The 23,450-nt window shown below is 70.5% G+C and carries 21 protein-coding genes and 1 pseudogene; 12 read left to right on the forward strand and 10 right to left on the reverse strand.

From position 1 onward, the window contains the following. The first annotated feature begins 36 nt into the window (after window positions 1-36). From GA0070561_RS11005 to GA0070561_RS11040, 8 genes are all read left to right on the forward strand, one after another. On the forward strand, window positions 37-765 hold the full coding sequence (locus GA0070561_RS11005) for a TetR family transcriptional regulator (RefSeq protein ID WP_091399218.1): 729 nt from the start codon (window positions 37-39) through the stop codon (window positions 763-765). Beyond that, a complete protein-coding gene (locus GA0070561_RS11010) occupies window positions 762-1,061 on the forward strand; it encodes a DUF4873 domain-containing protein (RefSeq protein ID WP_091399221.1) in 300 nt (99 codons plus the stop codon). Before GA0070561_RS11005 ends, GA0070561_RS11010 begins: the two co-directional genes overlap by 4 nt. Next, the gene (locus tag GA0070561_RS11015) at window positions 1,062-2,555 is read left to right on the forward strand and encodes a flavin-containing monooxygenase (RefSeq protein ID WP_091399224.1); all 1,494 of its coding nucleotides are present in this window, start codon (window positions 1,062-1,064) and stop codon (window positions 2,553-2,555) included. Then, on the forward strand, window positions 2,545-3,417 hold the full coding sequence (locus GA0070561_RS11020; RefSeq protein WP_091399227.1) for an SDR family oxidoreductase: 873 nt from the start codon (window positions 2,545-2,547) through the stop codon (window positions 3,415-3,417). The genes GA0070561_RS11015 and GA0070561_RS11020 overlap by 11 nt, the downstream gene beginning before the upstream one ends. Then, window positions 3,414-4,274, forward strand: coding sequence for an alpha/beta fold hydrolase (locus GA0070561_RS11025; protein WP_091399231.1), 861 nt, complete (start codon window positions 3,414-3,416; stop codon window positions 4,272-4,274). Before GA0070561_RS11020 ends, GA0070561_RS11025 begins: the two co-directional genes overlap by 4 nt. A 41-nt stretch (window positions 4,275-4,315) precedes the next feature. Then, the gene (locus tag GA0070561_RS11030; protein WP_091399233.1) at window positions 4,316-4,936 is read left to right on the forward strand and encodes an acyl-CoA-like ligand-binding transcription factor; all 621 of its coding nucleotides are present in this window, start codon (window positions 4,316-4,318) and stop codon (window positions 4,934-4,936) included. Between the two features lie 74 nt (window positions 4,937-5,010). Further along, the gene (locus GA0070561_RS11035) at window positions 5,011-6,591 is read left to right on the forward strand and encodes an MDR family MFS transporter (RefSeq protein ID WP_091399235.1); all 1,581 of its coding nucleotides are present in this window, start codon (window positions 5,011-5,013) and stop codon (window positions 6,589-6,591) included. Window positions 6,592-6,834: 243 nt separating this feature from the next. Beyond that, a complete protein-coding gene (locus tag GA0070561_RS11040) occupies window positions 6,835-8,394 on the forward strand; it encodes an OFA family MFS transporter (RefSeq protein WP_091399238.1) in 1,560 nt (519 codons plus the stop codon). Window positions 8,395-8,481: 87 nt separating this feature from the next. Here GA0070561_RS11040 and nrfD read toward each other — a convergent pair whose 3' ends face one another. The 5 genes and pseudogenes from nrfD to GA0070561_RS33020 all read right to left on the reverse strand — a co-directional run bounded on the left by nrfD (window position 8,482) and on the right by GA0070561_RS33020 (window position 15,028). Beyond that, entirely contained in the window at window positions 8,482-9,447 is a 966-nt protein-coding gene (gene nrfD, locus GA0070561_RS11045; protein WP_091399240.1) for an NrfD/PsrC family molybdoenzyme membrane anchor subunit, read from the reverse strand. Continuing rightward, window positions 9,444-10,487: a 4Fe-4S dicluster domain-containing protein gene (locus GA0070561_RS11050; RefSeq protein WP_091399243.1), complete on the reverse strand. Its 1,044-nt coding sequence runs from the start codon at window positions 10,485-10,487 to the stop codon at window positions 9,444-9,446. The genes nrfD and GA0070561_RS11050 overlap by 4 nt, the downstream gene beginning before the upstream one ends. A 30-nt stretch (window positions 10,488-10,517) precedes the next feature. Next, a pseudogene (gene fdh, locus GA0070561_RS11055) lies at window positions 10,518-13,766 on the reverse strand (formate dehydrogenase); the annotation flags it as partial. Window positions 13,767-13,910: 144 nt separating this feature from the next. Beyond that, on the reverse strand, window positions 13,911-14,708 hold the full coding sequence (locus GA0070561_RS11065; RefSeq protein ID WP_091399252.1) for a PrsW family intramembrane metalloprotease: 798 nt from the start codon (window positions 14,706-14,708) through the stop codon (window positions 13,911-13,913). 116 nt (window positions 14,709-14,824) lie between these two features. Beyond that, a complete protein-coding gene (locus GA0070561_RS33020) occupies window positions 14,825-15,028 on the reverse strand; it encodes a hypothetical protein (RefSeq protein ID WP_141710355.1) in 204 nt (67 codons plus the stop codon). A gap of 240 nt (window positions 15,029-15,268) precedes the next feature. Here GA0070561_RS33020 and GA0070561_RS11070 point away from each other — a divergent pair, with 240 nt between their 5' ends. Beyond that, window positions 15,269-15,502 carry a GntR family transcriptional regulator gene (locus GA0070561_RS11070; protein ID WP_091399254.1) on the forward strand — a complete coding sequence of 78 codons (234 nt, stop codon included), beginning with the start codon at window positions 15,269-15,271 and terminating at the stop codon, window positions 15,500-15,502. Window positions 15,503-15,669: 167 nt separating this feature from the next. Then, a complete protein-coding gene (locus tag GA0070561_RS11075; RefSeq protein WP_141710356.1) occupies window positions 15,670-16,611 on the forward strand; it encodes a hypothetical protein in 942 nt (313 codons plus the stop codon). A 27-nt stretch (window positions 16,612-16,638) separates the two neighbouring features. Here the strand turns inward: GA0070561_RS11075 and GA0070561_RS11080 are convergent, their stop codons facing one another. The 3 genes from GA0070561_RS11080 to GA0070561_RS11090 form a co-directional block, all read right to left on the reverse strand. After that, window positions 16,639-18,501 (reverse strand): hypothetical protein, encoded by a 1,863-nt coding sequence (locus GA0070561_RS11080; protein WP_091399260.1) that lies wholly within the window; start codon window positions 18,499-18,501, stop codon window positions 16,639-16,641. Beyond that, window positions 18,498-19,262, reverse strand: a complete 765-nt coding sequence (locus tag GA0070561_RS11085; protein WP_091399263.1) for an ABC transporter ATP-binding protein — start codon at window positions 19,260-19,262, stop codon at window positions 18,498-18,500. Before GA0070561_RS11085 ends, GA0070561_RS11080 begins: the two co-directional genes overlap by 4 nt. Before the next feature lie 70 nt (window positions 19,263-19,332). Then, on the reverse strand, window positions 19,333-19,752 hold the full coding sequence (locus tag GA0070561_RS11090; RefSeq protein ID WP_091399266.1) for an ASCH domain-containing protein: 420 nt from the start codon (window positions 19,750-19,752) through the stop codon (window positions 19,333-19,335). A gap of 27 nt (window positions 19,753-19,779) precedes the next feature. On the opposite strand from GA0070561_RS11090, the gene GA0070561_RS11095 reads away from it, so the two are divergent. Further along, window positions 19,780-20,226 (forward strand): NUDIX hydrolase, encoded by a 447-nt coding sequence (locus GA0070561_RS11095; protein WP_279616359.1) that lies wholly within the window; start codon window positions 19,780-19,782, stop codon window positions 20,224-20,226. A gap of 83 nt (window positions 20,227-20,309) precedes the next feature. On the opposite strand, the gene GA0070561_RS11100 is transcribed toward GA0070561_RS11095, so the two are convergent. Together GA0070561_RS11100 and GA0070561_RS11105 are read right to left on the reverse strand one after the other, a co-directional pair. After that, on the reverse strand, window positions 20,310-21,302 hold the full coding sequence (locus GA0070561_RS11100; RefSeq protein ID WP_141710357.1) for a hypothetical protein: 993 nt from the start codon (window positions 21,300-21,302) through the stop codon (window positions 20,310-20,312). An 83-nt stretch (window positions 21,303-21,385) separates the two neighbouring features. After that, window positions 21,386-22,459: an XdhC family protein gene (locus GA0070561_RS11105; RefSeq protein WP_091399272.1), complete on the reverse strand. Its 1,074-nt coding sequence runs from the start codon at window positions 22,457-22,459 to the stop codon at window positions 21,386-21,388. Window positions 22,460-22,577: 118 nt separating this feature from the next. Between GA0070561_RS11105 and GA0070561_RS11110 the strand changes: the two genes are divergently transcribed. Further along, window positions 22,578-23,450, forward strand: a complete 873-nt coding sequence (locus tag GA0070561_RS11110; protein ID WP_091399275.1) for an FAD binding domain-containing protein — start codon at window positions 22,578-22,580, stop codon at window positions 23,448-23,450.

A 23,450-nucleotide genomic window follows, 5' to 3' on the forward strand; every position in this document is an offset into this window, starting at 1 on the left:
TTGACGTGACGACCAGTAACTGTTACGAGTAGTAGCATGCAATCGCCGCTCACTGATGTCAATGCGTCCGACCCGTCGGCCACGCCCCCCGACGGCAGTCCGAAGGCGAAGGGCAACGGCCGCCGAGACCGTTGGGCAGACCATCGCGAGCAGCGACGGCAGGAGCTGGTGGGTGCCGCGGTGCAGGCACTGCTGCGGCACGGGCCGGAGGTCGACATGGAACAGGTGGCCGCCGCCGCAGGCGTCAGCAAACCGGTCCTGTACCGCTACTTCGCCGACAAGTCGCAGCTCTGGGTGGCGGTCAGCGAGGTGGTGGCGGCCCGCATGGTCGACACCATCGCGCCCGCCGTCGAACAGGTCCGCGAGGAGCGTGGCCTGGTCGAAGCGACGATCGACGCCTACCTGGGCGTGATCGAGTCGGAGCCGAGGCTCTACCGGTTCCTGATGCACCAGTCCGGAGACCCCGGCATCCACCAGGTGATCGCCGGCACCAGCCGACAGGTGGCCGCCGGGCTCGCCCGGGTGATCGGCGACCGACTACGCACGCTGGGCCTGGACGCCGGCCCCGCCGAGCCCTGGGCGTACGGCCTGGTGGGTTTCGTGCAGGCGGTCGGCGACTGGTGGACCACGCACGGCCAGCCGATCAGCCGGGCCGCCCTCACCGACTACCTGACCGCTCTGCTGTGGAGCGGCATCGAGGGGGTGCGGGCCAGCGCCGACCTGCCGCACGAGCTCACCCGCGCCCACGAGCGGATCGTGCCGTGAGCTACCACGGCCCGGCGGGTGTCGAGGGCACCTCGGTCCGGGTGCACCTCAGCGGGCGGTGGGAGCCGGTCGACGGCCGCTTCCACTGGAGCGGACGGATCGAGCCCGAGCCACTGGTGGCCCACCTGCTGCGCTCCGGCCGGCGCGACGTCGAGTTGCGCATCGCCGACCGCGTCCGGGCGGCCCGACTGGCCGAGGTCGATCCGTGGGGTGGCGTACGGATCACCGGCGTGGGCGATCCGCCCTGGCCACCCGTGGCCGACCCGACCTGCCCGCCCGAGCTCACGGAGGAGTGAATGGAGACAGACGTTGCCATCATCGGCGCCGGCTTCGGTGGCCTGGGTGCCGCCATCCGCCTACAGCGGGCCGGCTTCACCGACTTTCTCGTCTTCGACAGGGGTGCTGACGTCGGCGGCACCTGGCGTGACAACAGCTACCCGGGTTGCGCCTGCGATGTCCCGTCGCACCTCTACTCGTTCTCCTTCGCCCCCAACCCCGGCTGGTCGAACACGTTCTCCGGCCAGCCCGAGATCTGGGACTACCTGCGCGGCTGCGTCGACCGCTTCGGAATACGCCCCAGGTTGCGGTTGCGCCACGAGGTGCGGGAGGCGAGGTGGGACGAGCAGCGCCAACGCTGGCTGTTGCGCACCTCGGGCGGCGACCACAGCGCCCGGGTCCTGATCTGTGCCGCCGGCCCGCTGAGCGACCCGGCCATCCCCGACCTGCCCGGGATCGACGAGTTCGCCGGCACGGTGTTCCACTCCGCCCGTTGGCGGCACGACCACGACCTGACCGGCCGGCGCGTCGCGGTGATCGGCACCGGCGCCTCGGCCGTCCAGTTCGTGCCACAGATCCAGCCGACGGTCGAGAAACTGACGCTCTTCCAGCGCACTCCCGCCTGGATCATGCCGAGGTTGACGCGCCGGATCAGCGGGGTCGAGCAGGCCGCGTTCCGCACCGTGCCCGGCGCGCAGCGGGCCGCCCGGGCAGGGCTCTACCTGGTACGCGAGAGCATGGGCCTGGGCTTCCTGCACCCGGCGGTCAACCGCCTCGCCTCGCGCCTGTCCCTGCGTACGCTGCGGCGTCAGGTTCCCGACCCGAACCTGCGGGACAAGCTCACCCCCCGGTACGCGATGGGCTGCAAGCGGGTGCTGATCTCCAACGACTACTGGCCGTCGCTCACCCGACCGAACGTCGACGTGGTCACCGCCGGCATCGCCCGGATCGTGCCGGACGGTCTCGTCACCGACGACGACGTCCACCACCGGGCGGACACGATCATCCTCGGGACCGGCTTCCACGTCACCGACTCCCCCATCGTCCGGCGCATCCACGGTCGGGGCGGGCGCAGCCTGGGCGACGCGTGGACCCCCAGCATGCGCGCGTACCGGGGCACGACCATCGCCGGCTTCCCCAACCTGTTCTTCCTGCTCGGCCCGAACACCGGGCTCGGACACACCTCGGTGGTGCTGATGATCGAGGCACAGCTGCATCTGGTGCTCGCGGCCCTGCGTCACATGCGGGCCACTGGCATCCAGGCCATCGAGCCCACCGCGCAGGCGCAACGACGCTGGACCGAGCGGGTCGACCAGAAGATGGCCGGCACCGTCTGGCAGACCGGCTGTTCGAGCTGGTACCTCGACGCCACCGGCCGCAACACCACCATCTGGCCGGGCTTCGCCACCAGCTTCCGGATGCGGCTGCGCCGGTTCCGCCCGGCCGACTACCAGATCGCCTCGACCGGCAGCACCCCCAACGAACCGGAGCGGGAGCACGCCGATGCGGTATGACCTGGCAGGCAAGGTCCTGCTCATCACCGGCGCGGCGCGCGGCATCGGGGCGCAGCTGGCCCGCGAGGCCGCCGCTCGCGGGGCCCGGGTCGCCCTCGTCGGCCTGGAAGGCGAGCTGCTCGAACAGCTCAGCGCCGACCTCGACGCGCACTGGTACGAGTGTGACGTCACCGATCAGGCGGCGTTGGACGCGGCGGTGGCCTCCACCGTGGACCGTTTCGGTGGCATCGACGTGGTCGTGGCCAACGCTGGCATCGCGAACCTCGGCACCGTCGCCGTGGGACCGGTCGACGCGCTGGTCCGTACCGTCGAGGTGAACCTCTGCGGCGCGATCCGCACGGTCAGCGCGGCGCTACCTCACGTCACCGCCGCCCGTGGCCACGTCCTCATCGTCTCGTCGGCTGCCGCTTTCACGGCGATGCCCGGGATGGCCGCCTACTGCGCGTCCAAGGCGGGTGTGGAGCAGTTCGCCAACGTGCTGCGCCTGGAGACCCGCTCACGCGGCGTCACCGTCGGCACGGCGCATCCCATCTGGATCGACACCGACCTGGTCCGCGACATCCGTGACGACCTGGCCTCGTTCCGCACCGCGCTGCGCCGGTTGCCGTGGCCGCTGTCCACAGTCGTACCCGTCGAGCAGTGCGTCGAGGCCCTGCTCCACGGCATCGAGCGCCGCAGGCGCAAGGTGTACGTGCCACGGTCGCTCGCCCTGGTGCAGGCGCTGCGGCCGGTGGTGCTGAGCGGCCTCTCGGACGCGTTGATCACCCGGTTCGGCGGCCGGACCATGGTCGGCCAGATGGAAGACGAGGTACGCCAGCTCGGGCGTTCCTTCGGCAGGACGTCGGTGGGAGGACGGTCATGAGCATCCACTTCCGACGTGCCGGCAGCGGAGAGCCGCTCGTGCTCATCCACGGCATCGGTCACCGTCATCAGGCGTGGGAGCCGGTGTTCGACCGGCTCACCGCCCACCACGAGGTGATCGCGCTCGACCTGCCCGGCTTCGGCAACTCTCCGATGCCCGGCACCGGCATGCCCGCCGACATGGCCGCCACCGTGGCCGGGGTCCTGCCCGCGCTGACCGAGTGGGGGCTGGAGCGTCCGCACGTCGCCGGCTACAGCCTCGGTGGGGCGATCGCCCTGGAGCTTGCCGCCACCGGGGCGGTCGCCTCGGCCACCGCCTTCTCCCCCGCCGGCTTCTTCACCCCGGCCGAGCGCCGCCGAGCGCTGGCCATCCTCCGCATGCTGCGGGCCAACTCGTACCTGCCCACCCCGATAATGCGCGTGGCGCTGCGCTCGGCGTACCTGCGGGCGTTGTGCTTCGCGCCGCTGATGGCCCGCCCGACGCTGCTGGACGTCGAGCGCGCGCTGGGCGACGCGCTCGCCCTGCGACGCGGGCTCGGCTTCAACGCCGTGGCCCGAGCCGCCCGCGACTATCGCTTCGACTGCCTTCGGCTGTCCGACGCGACGGTGCCGGTGACCATCGGCTGGGGGGACTGCGACCGGATCTTCGGCGTCCACCAGGCCGACCGCGTCCGCGCGGGCCTGCCGGCGGCGCGGGTGGTGACGCTGCCCCGTTGCGGGCACGTGCCGATGAGCGACGACCCGGACCTTGTCGCCGCGCTCATCCTGGAGACCACCGGCGCCGTGCCCCGCACCGAACGACCGGATCCGTCGGTCTCCGCCCAGGTCACGAGTCAGGAAGATCACTTCACACTCTAAAAACTTGCAGCCTCTGCAAGTTTGCTCCTAATCTCGCCCGCGTGACCGACACCGACCACGCTGCGCCCGGGCGTCGCGACCGCAAGAAGGCGCAGACGCGGGCCGCGCTGACCGCCGCCGCGCTACGGCTGGTCGCGGAACGCGGTCTGGAGCACGTCACGGTGGAGGAGATCAGCGAGGCCGCGGACGTCTCCTCGCGGACCTTCTTCAACTACTTCACCTGCAAGGACGAGGCCCTCACCGACGATCCGGCACTCGACGGCAACCCGGTCGTGGCGCGTCTGGCAGCCGCCCCCGCGCAGGTGTCGGCGTTGCAGGCCGTACGGGTCGCCCTCGACGAGTCGGTCGACTCGATCCAGGCCGACCGGGAGTTGTGGCGGCTGCGACTGACGGTCATCACCCAGAACCCCGCGCTGCTGCCCCGGCTGGTGGCCGGCAACAGCGCCACCGAGCAGGCCATGGTCGCGGTCGTCGCCACCCGCCTCGGCGTTGGCCTCGACCACGGCCATCCGCCGCTGGTCGTCGCTGTCGCCGGTGCCGCCTTCCGCACCGCGATGCTGCGCTGGGCCGCCGGTGACGACGAGCGGCCCCTGCACGACTTCGTCGACGAGGCGTTCGCCGCGATCGCCGCCGGCCTGCCGGATCCGCCGGCCTTCTCCTGACCCGCCAGTCCCCTGCCCCGCCGCATCAGCTCCGGGGTCAGCCACTCCGCCACAAACCCGACAAGGGAGCGTCAATGACCACCACCGTCCCGCCCGCCGACACCGCCGACGTCGGCACGCGCATGTCGCGTCGGGAGGTTCTGCAGGCCCTTTCCGGCCTGATGGTCGGCATGTTCGTGTCCATCCTCGCCTCCACGGTGGTGGCGAACGCGCTACCGCGGATCATCGCGGATCTGAACGGCAGCCAGACCGTCTACACGTGGATCGTCACCAGCGAACTGCTCGCCATGACGGCGACGGTGCCGCTGTGGGGCAAGATGGCCGACCTGTACAGCAAGAAGCTGCTGATCCAGTTGTCGCTGGGACTGTTCGTGGTGGGTTCACTCATCGCGGGCTTCACGCCGAACGTCGAGGTTCTGCTGCTCAGTCGGGTCGTCCAGGGCATCGGCGCCGGTGGTATGACGGCGCTGGCCACGATCGTCATGGCGGCGATGATCCCGCCGCGTGAGCTGGGCCGCTACGCCGGCATCTTCGGCGCGGTCTTCGGTGTGGGCACCATCGCCGGTCCGCTGATCGGCGGCCTGCTCGTCGACACGTCGTGGCTGGGCTGGCGGTGGTGCTTCCTGATCGGCGTCCCGTTCAGCATCATCTCCATCGCCCTGCTCCAGCGCACCCTGCACCTGCCGGTCGTCCGCCGCAAGGCGAAGATTGACTGGCTGGGCGCCCTGCTCATCACCTCGGGCGTCTCCACCCTGCTGATCTGGTCGTCCCTGGCCGGCAACAAGTTCGACTGGGCCTCCGGCTGGACGGCCCTGATGGTCATCGGCGGGCTGGTCGTGCTGGCGCTGGCCGTGGTCGTCGAGTCGCGGGCGGCGGAGCCGATCGTCCCGCTGAGCATCTTCCGCAACCGCACGGTCTCCCTGGCCACCATCGCCAGCGTGCTGGTCGGTGTCGCGATGTTCGGCGGCACCGTCTTCCTGTCCCAGTACTTCCAGATCTCGCTGGGCAAGTCGCCCACCGTCGCGGGCCTGATGAGCCTTCCGATGATCTTCGGTCTGCTCGTCTCGTCGACGGTGGCCGGCCAGCTCATCACGAAGTACGGCCGGTGGAAGGCGTACCTGGTGGCCGGCGCCGCGGTGATGACCGTCGGGATGCTGCTGCTGGGCACCATCGACGCCAACACCAGCGTCCTCGTGCTGTCGATCTACATGGCCGTGCTGGGCGTCGGCGTCGGCATGCTCATGCAGAATCTCGTGCTCGCCGCGCAGAACGACGTGCCGGCCCACGAGCTCGGTGCCACCACCTCCGTGCTGACGTTCTTCCGCAGCATGGGCGGCGCGATCGGAGTCAGCGCCCTCGGCGCGGTCCTGGCAAGTCGGGTGACCTCGCTGACGACCGACCGGCTCGGCCCGGCGGCGACCGCCGGCGGTGGCTCCGCCGAGGTGCCCGACCTGTCCACCCTGCCCGAGCCGGTGCTGCGCATCGTGCAGGACGTGTACGGCATCGCCACCGCGGACCTCTTCCTGGTCGGCGCCCCGATCGCGCTGCTCGCGCTGATCGTCGTGCTGTTCATCAAGGAGAAGCCGCTGCACACCCTCAGCGGGGACGAACGACGCGCCCAGGAGGAGGCGGCGGCAAAGGTCGCGATTCACTGAGCCGTACACCGGCAGAGCGGGGGCGGGCCGGTTGGCCCGCCCCCGCTCTGCGCCCGGTTCCGCGTTTCTCGGTAATGACATGACGTGAACCCGCTGCCACGTAACGTGAGATCGAGCCGGTCAACGGCTGACGCCAGACGTGCGCCGGGCCGCCACTGCGGCGGCGCCCCTCGGCCAACTGCCGGGTCGGACAGCTCGGCAACGTCGCGGCCTGTTCGGCCGCAGGAGGTGTGGACGATGCCCATGCTGTCGGTCTTCGATCCTCGGCACACTGTCGCTCCCCCGGGATACAGCCGCTGGCTCATCCCGACGGCGGCACTGGCCGTGCACGTGTGCATCGGCCAGGTCTACGCGACGAGTGTCTACAAGAACTCCCTCATCGCGCACTTCGACGCCAGCCAGACGGCGATCGGGGCGATCTTCAGCATCGCCATCGTCATGCTGGGCTCGTCGGCGGCGGTCGGTGGCCGTTGGGTGGAAAAGAACGGACCGCGCCGGGCGATGTTCGTCTCGGCGTGCTTCTGGGCCGTCGGGTTCCTGGTCGGCGCGCTCGGCATCGCGACCCAGCAGCTGTGGCTCCTCTACCTCGGATACGGCGTCATCGGCGGCATCGGGCTCGGCATCGGCTACATCTCGCCCGTCTCCACACTGATCAAGTGGTTTCCGGACCGCCCCGGCCTCGCCACCGGGCTGGCCATCATGGGATTCGGCGGCGGCGCCCTGGTCGCCGGCCCGCTCGCGCGCCAGCTGCTCTCCCTCTACGACTCCGGCTACAACCCCAACAACCCGGCCGCCGTGGCGTCGGGCAGCGCCCTCGTGGCGCTCTTCGTCACGTTCGGCATCGGCTATTTCGTGATCATGATGTTCGGCCCGTTCAACGTCCGGGTTCCGGCGCCGGACTGGCGGCCCGCCGGGTTCGACCCCGCGAGCGTCGCCGCCCGGCCTCTGGTGACGACGGCAAGCGTGTCCGCGTCGAACGCCGTGCGTACCCGGTCGTTCTGGTTGCTGTGGATCGTGCTGTTCTGCAACGTCACAGCGGGCATCGGCATCCTGGAGCAGGCAAGCCCGATGATCCAGGACTTCTTCCGGGACAACGGGACCGCCACCACTGTCTCGGTGACGGCGGCGGCCGGTTTCGTGGGAGTGCTGTCGCTGTTCAACATGGCCGGACGGTTCGTCTGGTCGACGACGTCCGACCTCATCGGCCGCAAGCCCATCTACATGGTCTACCTCGGCGTCGGCATGGTGCTGTACCTGCTGCTCGCCGTGGCCGGCCACTCCGCGACCGCGGTCTTCGTGCTGATCGCCGCCGCGATCATCTCCTTCTACGGCGGTGGCTTCGCCACAATGCCCGCCTACCTGCGTGACCTGTTCGGCACCTTCCAGGTCGGGGCCATCCACGGCCGGATCCTCACCGCCTGGTCGGCCGCAGGTGTCGCCGGCCCGCTGATCGTCAACGGGATCCTCGACACCCAGGGCAAGCCCGGCACGCTCACCGCGGCGGCGTACCGGCCCGCGCTGTTCACCATGGTCGGCATCCTCGCCATCGGGTTCATCGCGAATCTGCTGGTCCGTTCCGTGCCCGAGCGGTTCCACGAACCGAACCGAGGACCGACCTCGCCCGTGGCGAAGGCCACCGTCACCGAGCCGGTCGCTCTCGGGCGGGACAGCCAGCCGCCCGCGCCACCGCGCGTCGGTAGCCAGACCGGGCGGCTCTGGTTGTCGTGGCTGCTGGTCGCGGTGCTACTCGGGTACGGCATCGTCCAGACCGCCATCACCGCCGCGAAGCTGTTCACCGGCTGACGCGCGGCGGCCCATCGCCGCCCGACCTCTCGCATCGCAACGGAAGGCGCCCCCTTGAAAGGGGCGCCTTCCGTTTCGCCGATCCGCTCAGAGCTGGGTGGCCGACCGCTTCTCGGCGAGCCGCTCCCGTTGTGGCACGACCGTGTACTTCGGATCGCGGGCCGACACCCTTCCCGCTTCGAAGACGCCGAACCGGGTGGCGACCGACGATGCCACGAGGGCGGCGCCGGAGATCGCCGCCAGGAGCCGGCTGCGTCGGCTGAGCAGCGCGGTGGCGGTGCCCACGGCGAGCAGGGCGCGTCCCGCCTTGACCAGCCGGCCGCTGCGTCCGTGCGTGTAGGGCTCGCTGGTGAGGCCCTGCCGCTCCAGCTGGTGCCCTCCGCCAAACTCGATGGCCGCGGCGGCCAGGGCGAGTCGTCGCAGTGGGGCGGTCTCCGCGGCCGGTGCCGCGATCAGGCCGACCCCGGACGCGGCGGCGAGCGCGCTTCCGGCGAAGACGAACGGCAGCGACGGGTAGGCGTCGTGCCAGGACGGCACGGCCGTGTCGGCGAGCAGCACCCCGGTGTACGTCGCCAGCGCCGGCGCGGTGGCCGCGGCGGCCAGGCCGGCGATGTTGCCGATGGGCGGTGCGATCCGACGGGCGAGGCCGAGCACACCGTGCTGCGGGAGCAGCGGCGCGAGTTCGGCGACCGCGGCCACGCCGGCCATCGGGCCGAACGCGGCGAGAATCCAGGTGCCGACCGACATCGGCGAGGTCACCTTGGCCACCCGGAGCATGTGATGGAACCGGGCCGGCCGGCCGAGGTCGTGGACCAGCAGGTACGTGCTGGCGGCGACGCCACCGAGGGCCGTCCAACGGCCCACAGTGCGCAGCGCGGGTCGTCCGGTCAGTTGGGCGCCCGCGCCGATCAGCGCACTTCCGGCGGCGAGGCCTCCGGTGAACAGGTAGCCGGCGATGTCGTACTTCCACACCGGTGGCTTCAGAACGGGCCGGCCGTAGTAGGAGGCGAAGTCGGCCGGCGGCACCGTGAGTTGTTCACCGCCGCGGGTCATGGCCGCCTGCCCAGGAACGCGACCGCCGTGGCGACCGCCATCGTCATCGCCGCCAGGCCGGCACGCTTCCACATGGCCGGCAGGTCGCGGGTGGTCACAATCGGGTCCGGTGGCAGCCCGTACACCTCCGGCTCGTCGAGCAGCAGGAAGAACGCGCCATCACCGCCGACACCGTCGTTCGGGTCGTGCCCGTACAACCGCGCCTCCGGCACGCCCCGCTCATGCAGCTTCGCCACCCGCGCGGCGGCCCGCTCCCGCAACTCGTCCAGTTCCCCGTACTGGATCGACTCGGTCGGGCACGCCTGCGCACACGCCGGCGTCATCCCGACCCCGAGCCGGTCGTAGCACAGCGTGCACTTCCACGCCCGACCATCGTCCTTGCGTTGATCGATGACGCCGTACGGGCAGGCGGAGATGCAGTAACCGCAGCCGTTGCAGATGTCCTCCTGCACCACCACGGTGCCGAACTCCGTCCGGAACAGGGAACCTGTCGGGCAGACATCCAGGCAGGCCGCGTGGGTGCAGTGCTTGCACACGTCCGACATCATCAACCAGCGGAAATCCGTCCGCCCCTCCGCGCCCGAGCCCCTCCCCGGCGGCTGCGCACCCGGCATCCCGAGAAACTCCGGCCCGCCCGACATGCGGGCCGCCGCGGCGGGCGAGCCGGTGTCCAGGCCGGGGTCCGTTCCGGTGTCGGTGCTGGTACGCGCGCCGACCGCCGCCGTCACCGGGCTGATCGCCGGCCCGTCCGGGTCCCCCTCGAACGCCGGGGTCGCCCAGCCGGCCGAGCGGGGCTGCTCCACGAACGCGACGTGCCGCCAGGAGTTGGCGGTCAGCGCGCCCGTGTTGTCGTACGACATGCCCAGCAGGTCGAGCCCACTCTCGGGGACGCCGTTCCACTCCTTGCAGGCCACCTCGCACGCTTTGCAGCCGATGCAGACGCTGGTGTCGGTGAAGAACCCCATCCGCGGCGGCGGGTTCTCGTAGCCGGCGTCCGGTGCGGGGTCCAGCGGCCCGTACAGGGCGTTGGCGTGGGGCATCGGTCAGGCCTCCTGGTCGCTGCTGCTGTCGGCGACGTCGGTCGTGACCATCGGCGGGTATCGGTGGACGAGGTTGCCCGACCGCCGCCGGTAGTCGACGACGAGGTCCACCAGGTCCTGTCCTCTGGGGCGTCGTCCGGGCCGGACGTCGCACGTGCCGACCTTGCTCTCCTGAATCAGGACGTTGGGGTCGAGGGTGATGCCGAACAGGTCGTTGGCCGAGTCGCCGGTCACCAGGCCCTCGTAGCCGAAGTGGTACGGCAGCCAGAGCTGGTGGATGATCCGGCCGTCCACTCGCAGCGGCGTCACCCGGTCGGTCACCAGCACCTTCGCCTCGACCGCCGCCCGGCTGGTGACCAGGTGGGCCCAGCCCAGGTGACTCAACCCTCGCAGGGCCGCCAACTCCGGCGACACCTCGACGAACATCTCGGGTTGCAGCTCGGCCAGCGGTGACACCGTCCGGCTCATCCCGCCGGCGGTGTGGTGCTCGGTGAGCCGGCTGACCGTGAACACGTACGGGAACACCTGGCTGTGCTCCTGCGGCGGGCTCGGGTTGAGCGTGTTGATCGGGTGGGTGTAGACCTTGCGGGTCGGGTTGGCCTGCTGGCGGTAGAGCGGGTTGCGCACCGGCGACTCGACCGGCTCGTAGTGGGTGGGCATCGGTCCGTCGAGGACCCCGGTCGGCGCGTACAGCCAGCCTTTGCCGTCGCCCTGGAGGATGAACGGGTCGTCGCCGGCGATGCCCGCCACACCCGAGGCGTCGTGCGCCGGCCGGTAGGACGGCGGTTTGGTCTTTTCGAAGTCGGGCACGTCGTAGCCGGTCCACTCGCTCTTGTCCGCGTCCCACCAGATGTAGCGTTTGCGCTCACTCCACGGGTTGCCGTCCGGGTCGGCGGAGGCACGGTTGTAGAGGATGCGCCGGTTCGCCGGCCACGCCCAACCCCACTCGGGTGCCACCAGGGACTGCTCCGAGCCGGGTTTGCGGCGGGCCGCCTGGTTGACGCCGTCGGCGTACACCCCGGTGTAGATCCAGCAACCGCCGACGGTGGAGCCGTCGTCCTTCATCTCGGTGAACGACGCCAGCGGCCGGCCGGTCGCCACGTCGTACCCGTTGATCTCGCGCAGCACCGCCTCGGCGCTTGGCTCGACGGTCGGGCCGTGCGTGGGGTAGTCCCAGGCGAGGTCGAGCAGCGCACGGTCGCGCGGCTTCGTCGACGTCGCCAGCCGTTCCCGGATGACGCGACCGAGGTGGTAGAAGAACCAGAGTTCGGAGCGGGCGTCGCCTGGCGGCTCGACGGCCTTCTCCCGCCACTGCAACAGCCGTTGGGTCTGGGTGAAGGTGCCCTCCTTCTCCACGTGGGAGGCGGCCGGTAGGAAGAACACCTCGGTGCGGCACCGCTCGGGCACGATCTCGCCGGTCTCGATCTCCGGCGCGTTCTGCCAGAACGTGGCGCTCTCGATCATGAACAGGTCCCGGACGACCAACCAGTCGAGGTTGGCCATGCCGAGACGCTGCGCCCGGCCGTGCGCCGACCCGACCGCCGGGTTCTGCCCGAGCAGGAAATAGCCCTTGATCTTCCCGTCGATCATGTCGAGCACCTGCTGGTAGGTGCCGTGGTCGCCGGTCATCCGCGGCATGTACCCGTAGCAGTAGTCGTTGTCGGCGGTGGCCGCGTCGCCCCAGTACGCCTTGAGCAGGTTGACGCCGTAGGTGCGGGCGTTGCCCCAGAAGCCCTTCTGCCCGGGGTGCGCGATGCTGTCCACCCACTCGTCCAGGGTCGGGTGATTGGCGTGGTGGGGCATCGGCAGGTAGCCCGGCAGCAGGTTGAACAACGTCGGGATGTCGGTGGAGCCCTGGATGCTGGCGTGCCCGCGCAGGGCCATCACCCCACCACCCGGGCGGCCCACGTTGCCCAGCAGGAGCTGGATGATCGCGCCGGTGCGGATGTACTGCACGCCGACGCTGTGCTGCGTCCAGCCCACCGAGTAGACGAGCATGCCGGTCCGGTCCCGGCCGGAGTTCTCCGTCCACGCCCGGGCCAGTTCGAAGAACTTCTCCTGCGGGATGCCGCAGACCCGTTCCACCATCTCCGGCGTGTAGCGGGCGAAGTGCCGCTTGAGGATCTGGTAGACGCAGCGCGGGTGCTGCAACGTCTCGTCACGTTCGGTCTCGCCGCCGACAGGCGCGCCGTGCGACTCGTTCTCCAGCCCGGCCGCCGTCTCCCGCTGGGTCTCGCTGTCGCGGGTCGTCCGGTTCTGCGAGTGGCCCTCGTACCGCCAACTGGCCTGGTCGTAGGTGGCGTTGTCGTCGTTGAAGCCGGAGAAGAGGCCGTGCATGTCCTCGGTGTCGGCGTACTCCTCGGTCACGATGGTCGCGGCGTTGGTGTAGGCGACGACGTACTCCCGGAAGTCCAGCTCGTTGTCGAGGATGTAGCGCACCACCCCGCCGAGCAGCGCGATGTCGGTGCCCGCCCGGATCGGCAGGTACGAGTCAGCCAGCGCGCTGGTACGGGTGAACCGCGGGTCGACGTGGAAGACCTTCGCCCCCCGACGCTTGGCCTCCATCACCCACTGGAAACCCACCGGGTGCGCCTCGGCCATGTTCGAACCCTGGATGACGATGACGTCGGAGTTCGACAGGTCCTGCTGGTACTGGGTGGCGCCGCCACGACCGAAGCTGGTCCCCAGACCGGGGACGGTGGAGGAGTGTCAAATACGGGCCTGGTTCTCGATCTGGAGCGCCCCCATCGCGGTGAACAACTTCTTGATGAGGTAGTTCTCCTCGTTGTCCAGCGTCGCCCCGCCCAGGCTGGAGATGCCCAGCGTCCGGTTGAGCGGTCGACCCTCGGCGTCGACGTCCTCCCAGGTCTCGTCCCGGGCGGCCAGGACCCGATCGGCGATCATGTTCAGCGCCGTGTCGAGGTCGAGGTCCTCCCACTCGGTGCCGTACGGCCGGCGGTAGCGGACCGTGGTCTGCCGCAGTGGGCTGGTGACCAGGCTCTTGCTGGCCGCGCCCTTCGGGCAGAGCCGACCTCGCGAGATCGGGCTGTCGGGATCGCCCTCGATCTGACTGACCTGCCCGTCCTTCACGAACACCCGCTGACCACAACCCACAGCGCAGTACGGGCACACGGACCGGGCCATCGAATCGGCGGTGTCGGTGCGGGCGGTGAGCGCGCGGGACCCGTCGGACTTCGCCGCGGCACCCCGGCCCAGGGGGTCGGTGCCGGTGAGCTGGCGATAGACCGGCCAGCCCTCGAACCAGCTGCGCACCCCCATCGCCGCACCTTCCCGACCAATCCCGCCAAATATGAACACTCTGACGTTAGATGAGGTGCCGGTCCGGTCGCAGCGGGATCACAAACAGTCATGCCTTCCCCAGCCTTTGGTGCGGGCCGGGAGAGGCATGGAGTACGGCGCTGGTCAGTGCGGTTGCAACTGGCCGACGGGGTGGTCGTTGAAGGTCCGGTAGCGGCGCAGCTCCCAGAACAGCCAGCCGATGCTGATGATCGCCAACACGACGAAGACCAGCGAACCGGAGAACGTGTCCCAGAGGGTGTGCAGGACGACGACACCCACGAACGTGCCGATGAACCCGAAGAGCCGAGCGACGCTCGGGCTCGCCAGCAACGCCCAGAGCGCGCCGGCGGTCAGCCCGGTCCAGGCGGTGTGACCGGCGGGCGCCGTCAGACCCCGAATGAAGAGCGTCTGCTCCACCGCGCCGATGTTGCCCTGCGAACTCAGCAGCGCGGTGAAGGCGTAGCCCATCGTCTCCAGCGCGGCGAACCCCATGCCGGCGGCGATGCCGATGATCAACCCGTCGGAGGGCACCCGGCGCCGACGCTGGGCCACCACCGTGAACAGCAGCACCACCGGGACGATCAGCTTCGCCGACTCCTCGATCAACGCGACGAACACCATCGGCAGGGTGCCGAGGCCGCGCAGGGTGTCGTACTCCAGGGTGCCGGCGACCACCGTGCCGATCACGCCGCCGAAGAACGCCGACGTCACCAACACCGACGCCGGCACCTGCCACCGCCCGGTGCGGGCCTGCGCGAACGTCAGGAACGTCAACGGCACCAACGTCGCCCCGAGCAGGATCAACGCCGGTACGAAGTTCGGATTCTTGGTGCTGACCAGGGTCCGCAGCACCGCCAGATAAAGGATCAGCCCGATGACGAGCACCCCGACCCACGCCCACCGGCGCCAACGATCACCCATACCGCGCAGTCTGGCGGACCAAGGTTACGAAGAACAGCCGTGGCGTTGAGATCCTGACGACTCCACTCAGACTCCACTCAAAGGCGCTGTCGGACAGCGATCGGCGGACGGCCGAATCAGCGCTTCTGAAACATCAACGCCGCCGCCTCTGCGGTCACCTCGATCGCCCAATCAAGCTGAGGACAGTCATTGCGACCTTGACACTCCAGGCACCCGCCTATCCGCCATGGCCGGTCGAGCGCCCGAGCCCAATGCGCGTCCAGAACCCTCTTGGCAGTGAACAGCTCAGTTGCTTTAGAGGCCGGCTCGTCGATCGGCATGGTCGGCACCCTCCCGCGATCATGATTAGTCCCACCTGGGGGGCGAGTCTGTGCCTCGCACTCCCCCAGGTGGGCATGCCGCCGGGAACCTCGGAGTTTGCCGAAACCAGGGAACCCGACTGAAAGAAACCTATTCCAACTTGTAGGAGCAGGTCAAGCGAGAACATGGAACTTGTTGGAACAGGTCTGCTCGTGATCGAATTGGGGTGCCGAAACCAGGGACCCAACGGAGATCGACTCATGCCGACCGAGAAAGTGGACTACCGGCGCATCGCTACCGAGATCACCGAGAAGATCAAGTCTGGGGAACTCGCGCCGGGTGAGAAGCTACCGTCCACACGCGAGCTGGCCGAGCAGTACAGCGTGCACATTTCAACGATCAACCGGGTCATGACGATCCTCAAGGACCGCGAGCTGGTCGAAGGGCATCCGGGCAAGGGTGTCTATGTAGCTGAGCCTACACAGTCGAATTAGAACGATCTTCTCCAGTGCAGCCCGCAGCCGACATCGCGGGGAAGCGCCGTCAGGGCTGATCGGTACGACCACGCGCCCCTCGGCTCCTCGCGGTGCGTAGGCTCTCGGCCGTGCGCCCATTGCGGATCGCTGAGACGGTGGTGACGCCGTCGAGCTGTGTCGAGTGGGTGGCCGGCGCGGGGGCGCTGGTCTGGGACCGTCGCTCGCTGCGGGTGTTGGACCCGGATCTGACCGTCGCGCTCGCGTGGGAGGCGGTAAGCCCCGACGCGGATCCGATTCTGGCTGTCGGCGTGGCACGGGACCGGTCGCGGTTCGCGCTGGTGGGGCCACGTGAGGTGCAGGTCCGCAGTGCCGACGGCCGCGTTCAATGGTCGGCCGAGCACGGCGCAGCACTGTCGATCGGATGGCCACAACCGCACTGTCACCTGGCCGGTGACGGCCTTGTCTATATGTTCGTGCCCGACGGTTCCGGTGACCAGGTCGTCGTATGGGACTCCGCAGGCGGATCGGAGGTCGGCCGGCATCCCCTCCAGACCATCGAGGGCGGAGCCACCTTCGTCGCGCACGCCGATCAGGGACGCGTTGGCGTACACATCGCGGTGGGCCCGGAGACCTGCCTCAGCCATTGGTTGACGACAGTCGACAGGCAGCAGATCCTCGCGCAGACTCTGAACGGCTGCCTGACCGACCTGAGCGCCAGTGGGGCCTTCAGTCTCTCGATGCCGCACGGCAGCGGCTGGATCTCGGTACGGGAGGTCGCCGATGACAGCGTGCGGGTCGAGCGCCACTTCGACGACATCCCGGGGTTCGGCGACTCCGACGACTACCGGATGTACGAGGCCGCGGTCGTCGTATCCGACGACGACTGGGTCATGGTTGGCGTCGCGATCGACGAGGGTGACGCCGAGCAGCATCTCCTACTCTCCACCCGCACGCTGCGCCCGCAGACCGTGATGGATTACGGCATCGACATGCCGCAGAACTCGATTCGGTCCGCTGGTGGACACGGACGGTGGATCACGCACGACGACGAAACTGGAGTGGTCCGGCTCTGGCAGTTACGCGAGCCGCACACGGATGAGGTCGAGGGCCAGCTCGCACTGCTGTAGGCGGGCGATCCCGCGTACCGGGGACGGTCACCCGGGGGGAGCAGGTTGGGCAGGGCCGCCCGGCTGCGGTCGGCGATCCCACAGCACCAGGCCGGCGAGCAGCATCGCGACGCCCAGACCGACCATCGCCAACCCCACCGCCGTGTGCGCGCTCCCGCTCAGGTGACCGGCCACGATCCACCCGCTGTCGATCCCGAACGCCAACGGCATCAGCCCCTGCGGGATCACCGGGATCCACCCGACCGTCAGCAACCCCAGCGCCCACGCGGTCGACTTGTTCTCCCGATACCACTGCGCGTCCCAGGTCAGCGGGAGCACCGTCTCCGGGGGCCGGCTCCGCTGACCGGCCGCGGCGAGCACCGTCGTGCCGCGCCGGGCGAACCGCTCGTCGGCCAGCCACACGCCACCCCACCAGGCGGCGGCGCCTCCGAGTAGCCCGACCAGCGGCAACAGCGGTGCCGCCTCCGGCGGACCCCAGATCATCAGGGCGAGCACCGGCGCCGCAGCGAGCAGGCCAGCCGCAGTGGCGACCAGCACGCTGACGATGTCGGTCGGGTTGTCGGCCGCGGTCGGATGCCGCGGGTCGGCTACCGGGCGTACGCGTAGCAGCGACACCCACACCGGCACCGAGGCGCCCGCGCCGAGCAGGGCCGGCAGGGTGGAGAGCGCGGGCAGGGCGTCGATGTCGGGCGCGAGGAGGATGCCCGCGACGGTGAGCAGGACGCCGATCGGGGTGACCAGCACCAACCACGCCAAGGCCCGACCTCGGACCTCGGCCCGTTCGCCGCCGGGCGTGGTGAGCGGCAGCCACAACGCGGTGCCGTCCAGCCCGACCAGCCCGGCGGACATCGCCGCCGCGCCGAGCACGGCCAGCGGTCCGGCCCACGGCAGCAGCAGGTCCACGTCGGACAGGACCGGCAGTCCGGCGAGCAGCGCCCCGTACACCACCGCGAACGCCAGATACTGCACCCGCAACGGATGCCGCATCCAGGCCCGCAGTTCACGGCCCGCGACCGCCCGCGTCGCGGCCGGCACCCACCCCAGCCACTCGCGTTCAGCCGCGGCCGGTGACGCCGCCGTGGTCCGGCGCGGCCGGAACGGCGCGCCGGCGGCGATCACCCTTCGGACGAGCATGATGTACGCGGCGGCGCAGAGCGCCACGATGCCCACCAGGGTCGCCATCAGGCGCACCCCTTGCCCGGTTGGCCCGGACGCGGCGGAGACCGGCCAGGCGCTCGGCACATACGCCATGGCCCGGACCACCTCCTCCGGCGCTGCCACGAGCAGGACCGACACCCAGGGGAAGACCGCCCAGAGCGACCCGGCGACACCCATCGCCGTGCCGGTGAAGATGCCGGTGAGCAGCGCCCCGGCCGGACCGCCGGCGTGGCCGACGACCTCCAGCGCGATGGCCGAGCCGATCAGCCCGAGCAGCCAGAGCAGCACCGCGCCGCCGGCGGTGACGAGGACCGCGACCGTGCCGTACCGGGCGGCGTGCACGGGCAGCGCGGCGAGTGCCACCAGCGAGACGGCCGGGCCGATACCGATCGCCGACGCGGCGAGCAGACCGATCGCGGCCGGGACCCCGCCGATCGGCTCCAGCCGCAGGTGGGCCGGGCGGACCCGGCCGCGCCCGCCGCCGAGCAGCAGCGGCAACACGATCCAGCCGAGGACCCACGCCCCGGCGAGCAGGCCAAGGGTGTGCTGGTCGCCGCGGAGCGCGTACCGGATCAACCAGACGGCCGCGAGCAGACCGACCAGGCCGGCCACCGTGGGGCCGGGGTGCTCGCGCAGCGAGCGACGCAGCATCGTCGCGCGCATCCGGGCCGGCACCGCGATCGCGCCGAGGGTGCTGCCCCGCCGGCCGGGGACGGTCAGTTCCGTGCTCATCGTGCCCCGGTCAGCCAGTCCAGACCGGCGCTGCCGGAGGCTTCGGCGCCGACCAACTCGACGAACCGGTCCTCCAGGCTGCTGCCGGCGGCGACGTCGGCGACCGACCCGGCGGCGACCACCCGGCCCTGATGGATCACCGTGACCTCGTCGCACATCTGCTCGACGAGCAGCATCGAGTGGGTGGACAGCACGCACGTGCCGCCGCCGGCCACGAACCGGCGCAGCACCTGGCGGATGGTGGCCGCGGAGACCGGGTCGACCGCCTCGAAGGGTTCGTCGAGCACGAGCAGCCGGGGCGCGTGCAGCAGCGCCTGGGCGAGGCCGAGCTTCTTGCGGGTGCCGGTGGAGCAGTCGGCCAGCGGGGTGCCGGCGCCCTTGGCCAGGCCGAGCACGTCGATCAGTTCGGCGGCACGGTCGGTGGCCGTGGCCCGGGGCAGCCCGCGCAGACCGGCGCTGTAGCGCAGCAGTTCGGCACCGGTGAGGCGTTCCGGGAAGTCGAGGCCGTCGGGCAGCACGCCGGTCAGCGCGCGGGTCAGGCCGCGCTCGCGCAGCGCGTCGTGGCCGAGGATCCGGATCTGCCCGGAGTCCGGGGTGACCAGGCCGACGGCCATCCCGATGGTGGTGGACTTGCCGGCACCGTTGGGCCCGACGATGCCGTGGAAGGTGCCGGGATGAACGGTCAGATCGATGCCGTCCACCGCGCGATGCGCCGCGAAGGTCTTGACCAGGCCACGGATCTCTAGTGCCGGGGGGATCACGCGCCGAGCATAGGTGACCTTGCACCACCGCGTGGCCCGCCGCTAGCCGGTCCACGGTGGACAGAGTGATTCAGGCGACGTGCACCAGCCGGAAGCGTTCGGTCACCACCAGGGTGTCGTCGTCCACCGTGAAGTCCGGGTCGCCCAGCTCGGCGCGCACCTCGGCACTGTGCCAGAACGCCTCGTGCCCCGCACGCCACTGGGCCACCGACTCGTCGCCCTCCCCCTCGGCCAGGGCGTGTGGCAGGTCGACCTCGGCGAGCCGGACCACCCGTACGTCGGTCAGCTCGATCGCGGCGACCCGGCGGCCGGCGGAGTCGACGACGGCGGACAGTTGACCCACCTCGGGCAGCGGCTCGTTCGCGCACTCGTACCCGGCCAGCAGGCCGGTCGTCGAGGTCTTCGCCCCGGACAGGATCGCGCCCACGAGCTTGTCCCGCAGTGGCCCCGGAAACGCGAACTCGGCAAGCGGAAGATCGTCGAGGTCCATCCGGGGAGGGTACGCGATCCGGTGCGCGTGAGGGACGTCGTCGACATGCTCGCGGCGACGTGGCACGGTCTCGTCATGGCCACCTATGGCGTCGCCCTCGTGCTGCTTGTCGATCCGTCGGGTGCGGTGCTGCTGCAGCACCGCGACGAGGATGCGGTCGTCTCGCCGGGCCAGTGGAGCCTGCCGGGTGGCCATGTCGAGCCCGGCGAGTCACCGGAGGGGGCGGCCCGCCGCGAACTGCTGGAGGAAACTGGTCTGACGGCGGGTGAGCTGCAGCCGCTGTGGCGCGGACCGCGCCCGTACGAGGCGGGCTTTCCGCACACCGTGACTATCCACGTGTTCCGTGGCACCACGACTGCTCGTCAGGAGGACGTGGTGGTCGGCGAGGGGCAGGCGATGGTGTTCGTCCCCCGGGACGAGGTGCTCGATCGTGAGCTGGCGGTCTCCACCGCGCTGATCCTGCGCATGATCTGAGCGCGCGTGGCGGATACGGCAAGGCCCAGTTCGCAGGTCCGACCTGGGCCTTGCCGTTGCGGTGCCTTGCGTGGCGGGCCGGGTCAGGCGCAGATCCATCGGACCGGGGTCGAGTAGTGGTTGCCGTACGCGATGTCGTCATCGGTCAGCCCGGTGATGTCGGCGATCGAGAAGGGTGACGGCCCGAAGGGCAACGTACGGTCGACGCCGTTCTGCCGGAGCCACTGCTTGTTCTCGTAAACTTGCTCGTAGGCCACCGAGCCACGCGCGTTGACGGCGTGCACCGCCGCCCCTCGGGCGAGCAGGGTCGGGGCCGTTCCGGGTGCCCACAGCAGAGCGAGCTGGCTGGACCCGGTGTATTCCTCGCCTACCACCACGCCGGCGCTGATCCCGGTCAGGTCCCAGAAGGTGTCTGGGCCCGGCGCGTAGCCCGGCAGGATCTCCGGCTGGGCGTTGGGCGCCCACCGCACCGGCTTGTCGGCCAGGTAGCCGATGACGGTGCCGTCGGCGTCGACATCGATCGCCCGGCTGTCGCCGGAACCGGGCAGTGCCCGCACGGTGTTGTCCCGCGCCCAGGTCACCGCCGTCGGTTGCCCGTCGGCGGACCGTACCCAGCCGGCCACGGTGCCGTCCCCGGCGATGGCGCTCGCGATGGTCTGCACGCTGCCCGGCAGACCCGGCAGCGCGGTTACCTGCCCGTCCGAATACCGCCACGCGGTGCTGCGGTAGAGCCCATCCTCGGAAGACGCGTTGCCGACGAAGTCGCCCTGCTCGTTGACCTCCTTCAGCGAGCCCGCCGGCGTGCCGAGGTTGGTCGGCACGCCGTTGTCCCACCGGATGACGTACTCGCGCCAGTCGGTGTCCGTGGCGTACGCGATCTGGAACCGGCCGCTGGGGTCGGTGTGGTGGACCTTGATGGCCTGCCACGACCCGGCGGGCACCCGCAGATTCTCGCGGACGCACGGCGGGCCCACCTCGACCGCCGCCACGGCCGTGGCGGTCGAGGGCAGGGTGGTCACGCTCGCCACCACCGCAGCCACCGCCGTCAGTGCGGCAAGACCTTGTCGGAATTCCATCGAAACCCCCGTGTTTCAACAGACGTCATCTACGGCCGCCGATCTTAGGCCGCCTCGATGAGTCGTGGTGTCCCCGGTTGGTGTCAGGTGTGGTGGATCGGGGTCGCCAGGTCGCTGAGCGGGCGACCCGAGCCGCCCCAGGTTCGGGCGGTGATCTCGGCGGCGATCGCCACGGCCGTCTCCTCCGGTGTCCGCGCGCCCAGGTCCAGCCCGATGGGTGAGCAGAGTCGGGCCAGCGCGCTCTCCGGGACACCCGCCTCGCGCAGCCGGCGCATCCGATCGTCGTGCGCACGCCGGCTGCCCATCGCGCCGATGTAGCGCGCGGGCGTGGCGAGGGCGACCTGGAGCAGCGGCACGTCGAACTTGGGGTCGTGGGTCAGGACGCAGAGCACCGTGCGGTCGTCGACTGTCGTCGACTCCAGGTACGCGTGCGGCCAGCGGACGACGAGGTCGTCGACGTCCGGGAAACGCGCACGGGTGGCGAACACCGGGCGGGCGTCGCAGACCGTGACGTGGTAGCCGAGGAACGTGCCGATCCGGGCCATCGCGGCGGCGAAGTCGATCGCACCGAAGATGATCATCCGGGGTGGTGGCACGTACGACTGGACGAACACGGCCACCTCGTCGCCGCGCTGCTGCCCCTGCCGGCCCAGGTGGATCGTGCCGGTGACGCCGAGGGCGAGCATCCCGGTCGCCTGCCGGGCCGCCGCGTCGTCCAGGTCGGGTGCGCCGAGGCTGCCCGCGACCCGATCGGGCCAGATCACCAGTTGGGCGTTCTCGACCGATGCGGTGGCGACCGGACGGCCGTCGCGGATCGCGGCGAGGACCTGATCGAACTCGGTCATCGCGACGCTCGGTTGCACCAGGACCTGGATGGTGCCACCGCAGGTCAGACCGACGTCCAACGCGTCGTCGTCGCTGACGCCGAAGGTCTGGGTGTGCGCGGCGCCGGTCTGGATCGCGGTCCGGCAGAGTTCGTAGACGGCGCCCTCCACGCAGCCGCCCGAGATGCTGCCCACCACGTCTCCGTGCGCCGAGACGGCCATCGCCGCGCCAGGTTGCCGGGGTGCGGACTGCCAGGTCCGCGCGACGGTCGCGACGGCGAACGCGACGCCCGCGGCGCGCCAGCCGGCCAGTCCGTCGACGATGTCCCGCATGGCCGCACGATCCGCGAGCCTCGACGGCACCGTCAACGGCGACCTAAGCAGTTGCTTAGGTCGCCGTTGACTTTGACCACCGCTGGGCAGAGATTTTGCCGGACTGCGGAGGTGCGACATGCAGGTGCCGGCACCGTTCGAGTACGAGCGAGCCACCAGTGTGGACCATGCGATCAGCCTGCTGGAGCGGTTGGGCGGGACCGCCCGCCTGATCGCCGGCGGGCACAGCCTGTTGCCGATGATGAAGCTCCGGCTGGCCAACTTCGACTATCTGATCGACATCAACGACCTGCACGGCGAGTTGGGCTACGTCGAGGCGGGCCCGGACGAGATCCGCATCGGTGCGCTGACCCGGCATCGGGAACTCCTCGAATCCCCCGTGCTGGCGGCGGCGTTCCCGATCTTCGCCGACGCCGAACGGGTGATCGCCGACCCGGTGGTGCGCAACCGGGGCACGCTGGGCGGTTCGCTGTGCCAGGCCGACCCGTCCGAGGACCTGTCGGCGGTGTGCACGACGCTGGACGCGCGGTGCGTGATCCGTGGTCCGGGCGGCGCGGAGCGGGTCGTGTCGATGGAGGACTTCCACGTCGGGCCGTACGAGACGGCCGTCGCGGACGACGAGATCCTGGTCGAGATCCGGCTACCGGTACGGCCCGGCTGTGGCAGCGCGTACGCCAAGGTCGAACGCCGGGCCGGCGACTGGGCCGTGGTGTCGGCGGGCGCGGCAGTGTGGCTCGACGGCGGCGCGATCGTCGACGCCCGGGTCGGGCTCGCGGCGGTCGGCCCCAACACCACGGGCATCCCGGCGATCTCGGCGGCGCTGCGCGGGCAGGAACCCTCGGAGAGCCTCTACGAGCAGGCCGGGGCGATCGCGGCGGACAGCTGCGACCCGGTGACCGACCAGCGCGGCAGCGCGGACTACAAGCGGCATCTGGCCGCCGAGCTGACCCGGCGGACCCTGCGCCGGGCCGTCGAACGGGCGAGGAGCTGA

The sequence above is a fragment of the Micromonospora saelicesensis genome (assembly GCF_900091575.1).
Taxonomy (GTDB): domain Bacteria; phylum Actinomycetota; class Actinomycetes; order Mycobacteriales; family Micromonosporaceae; genus Micromonospora; species Micromonospora saelicesensis.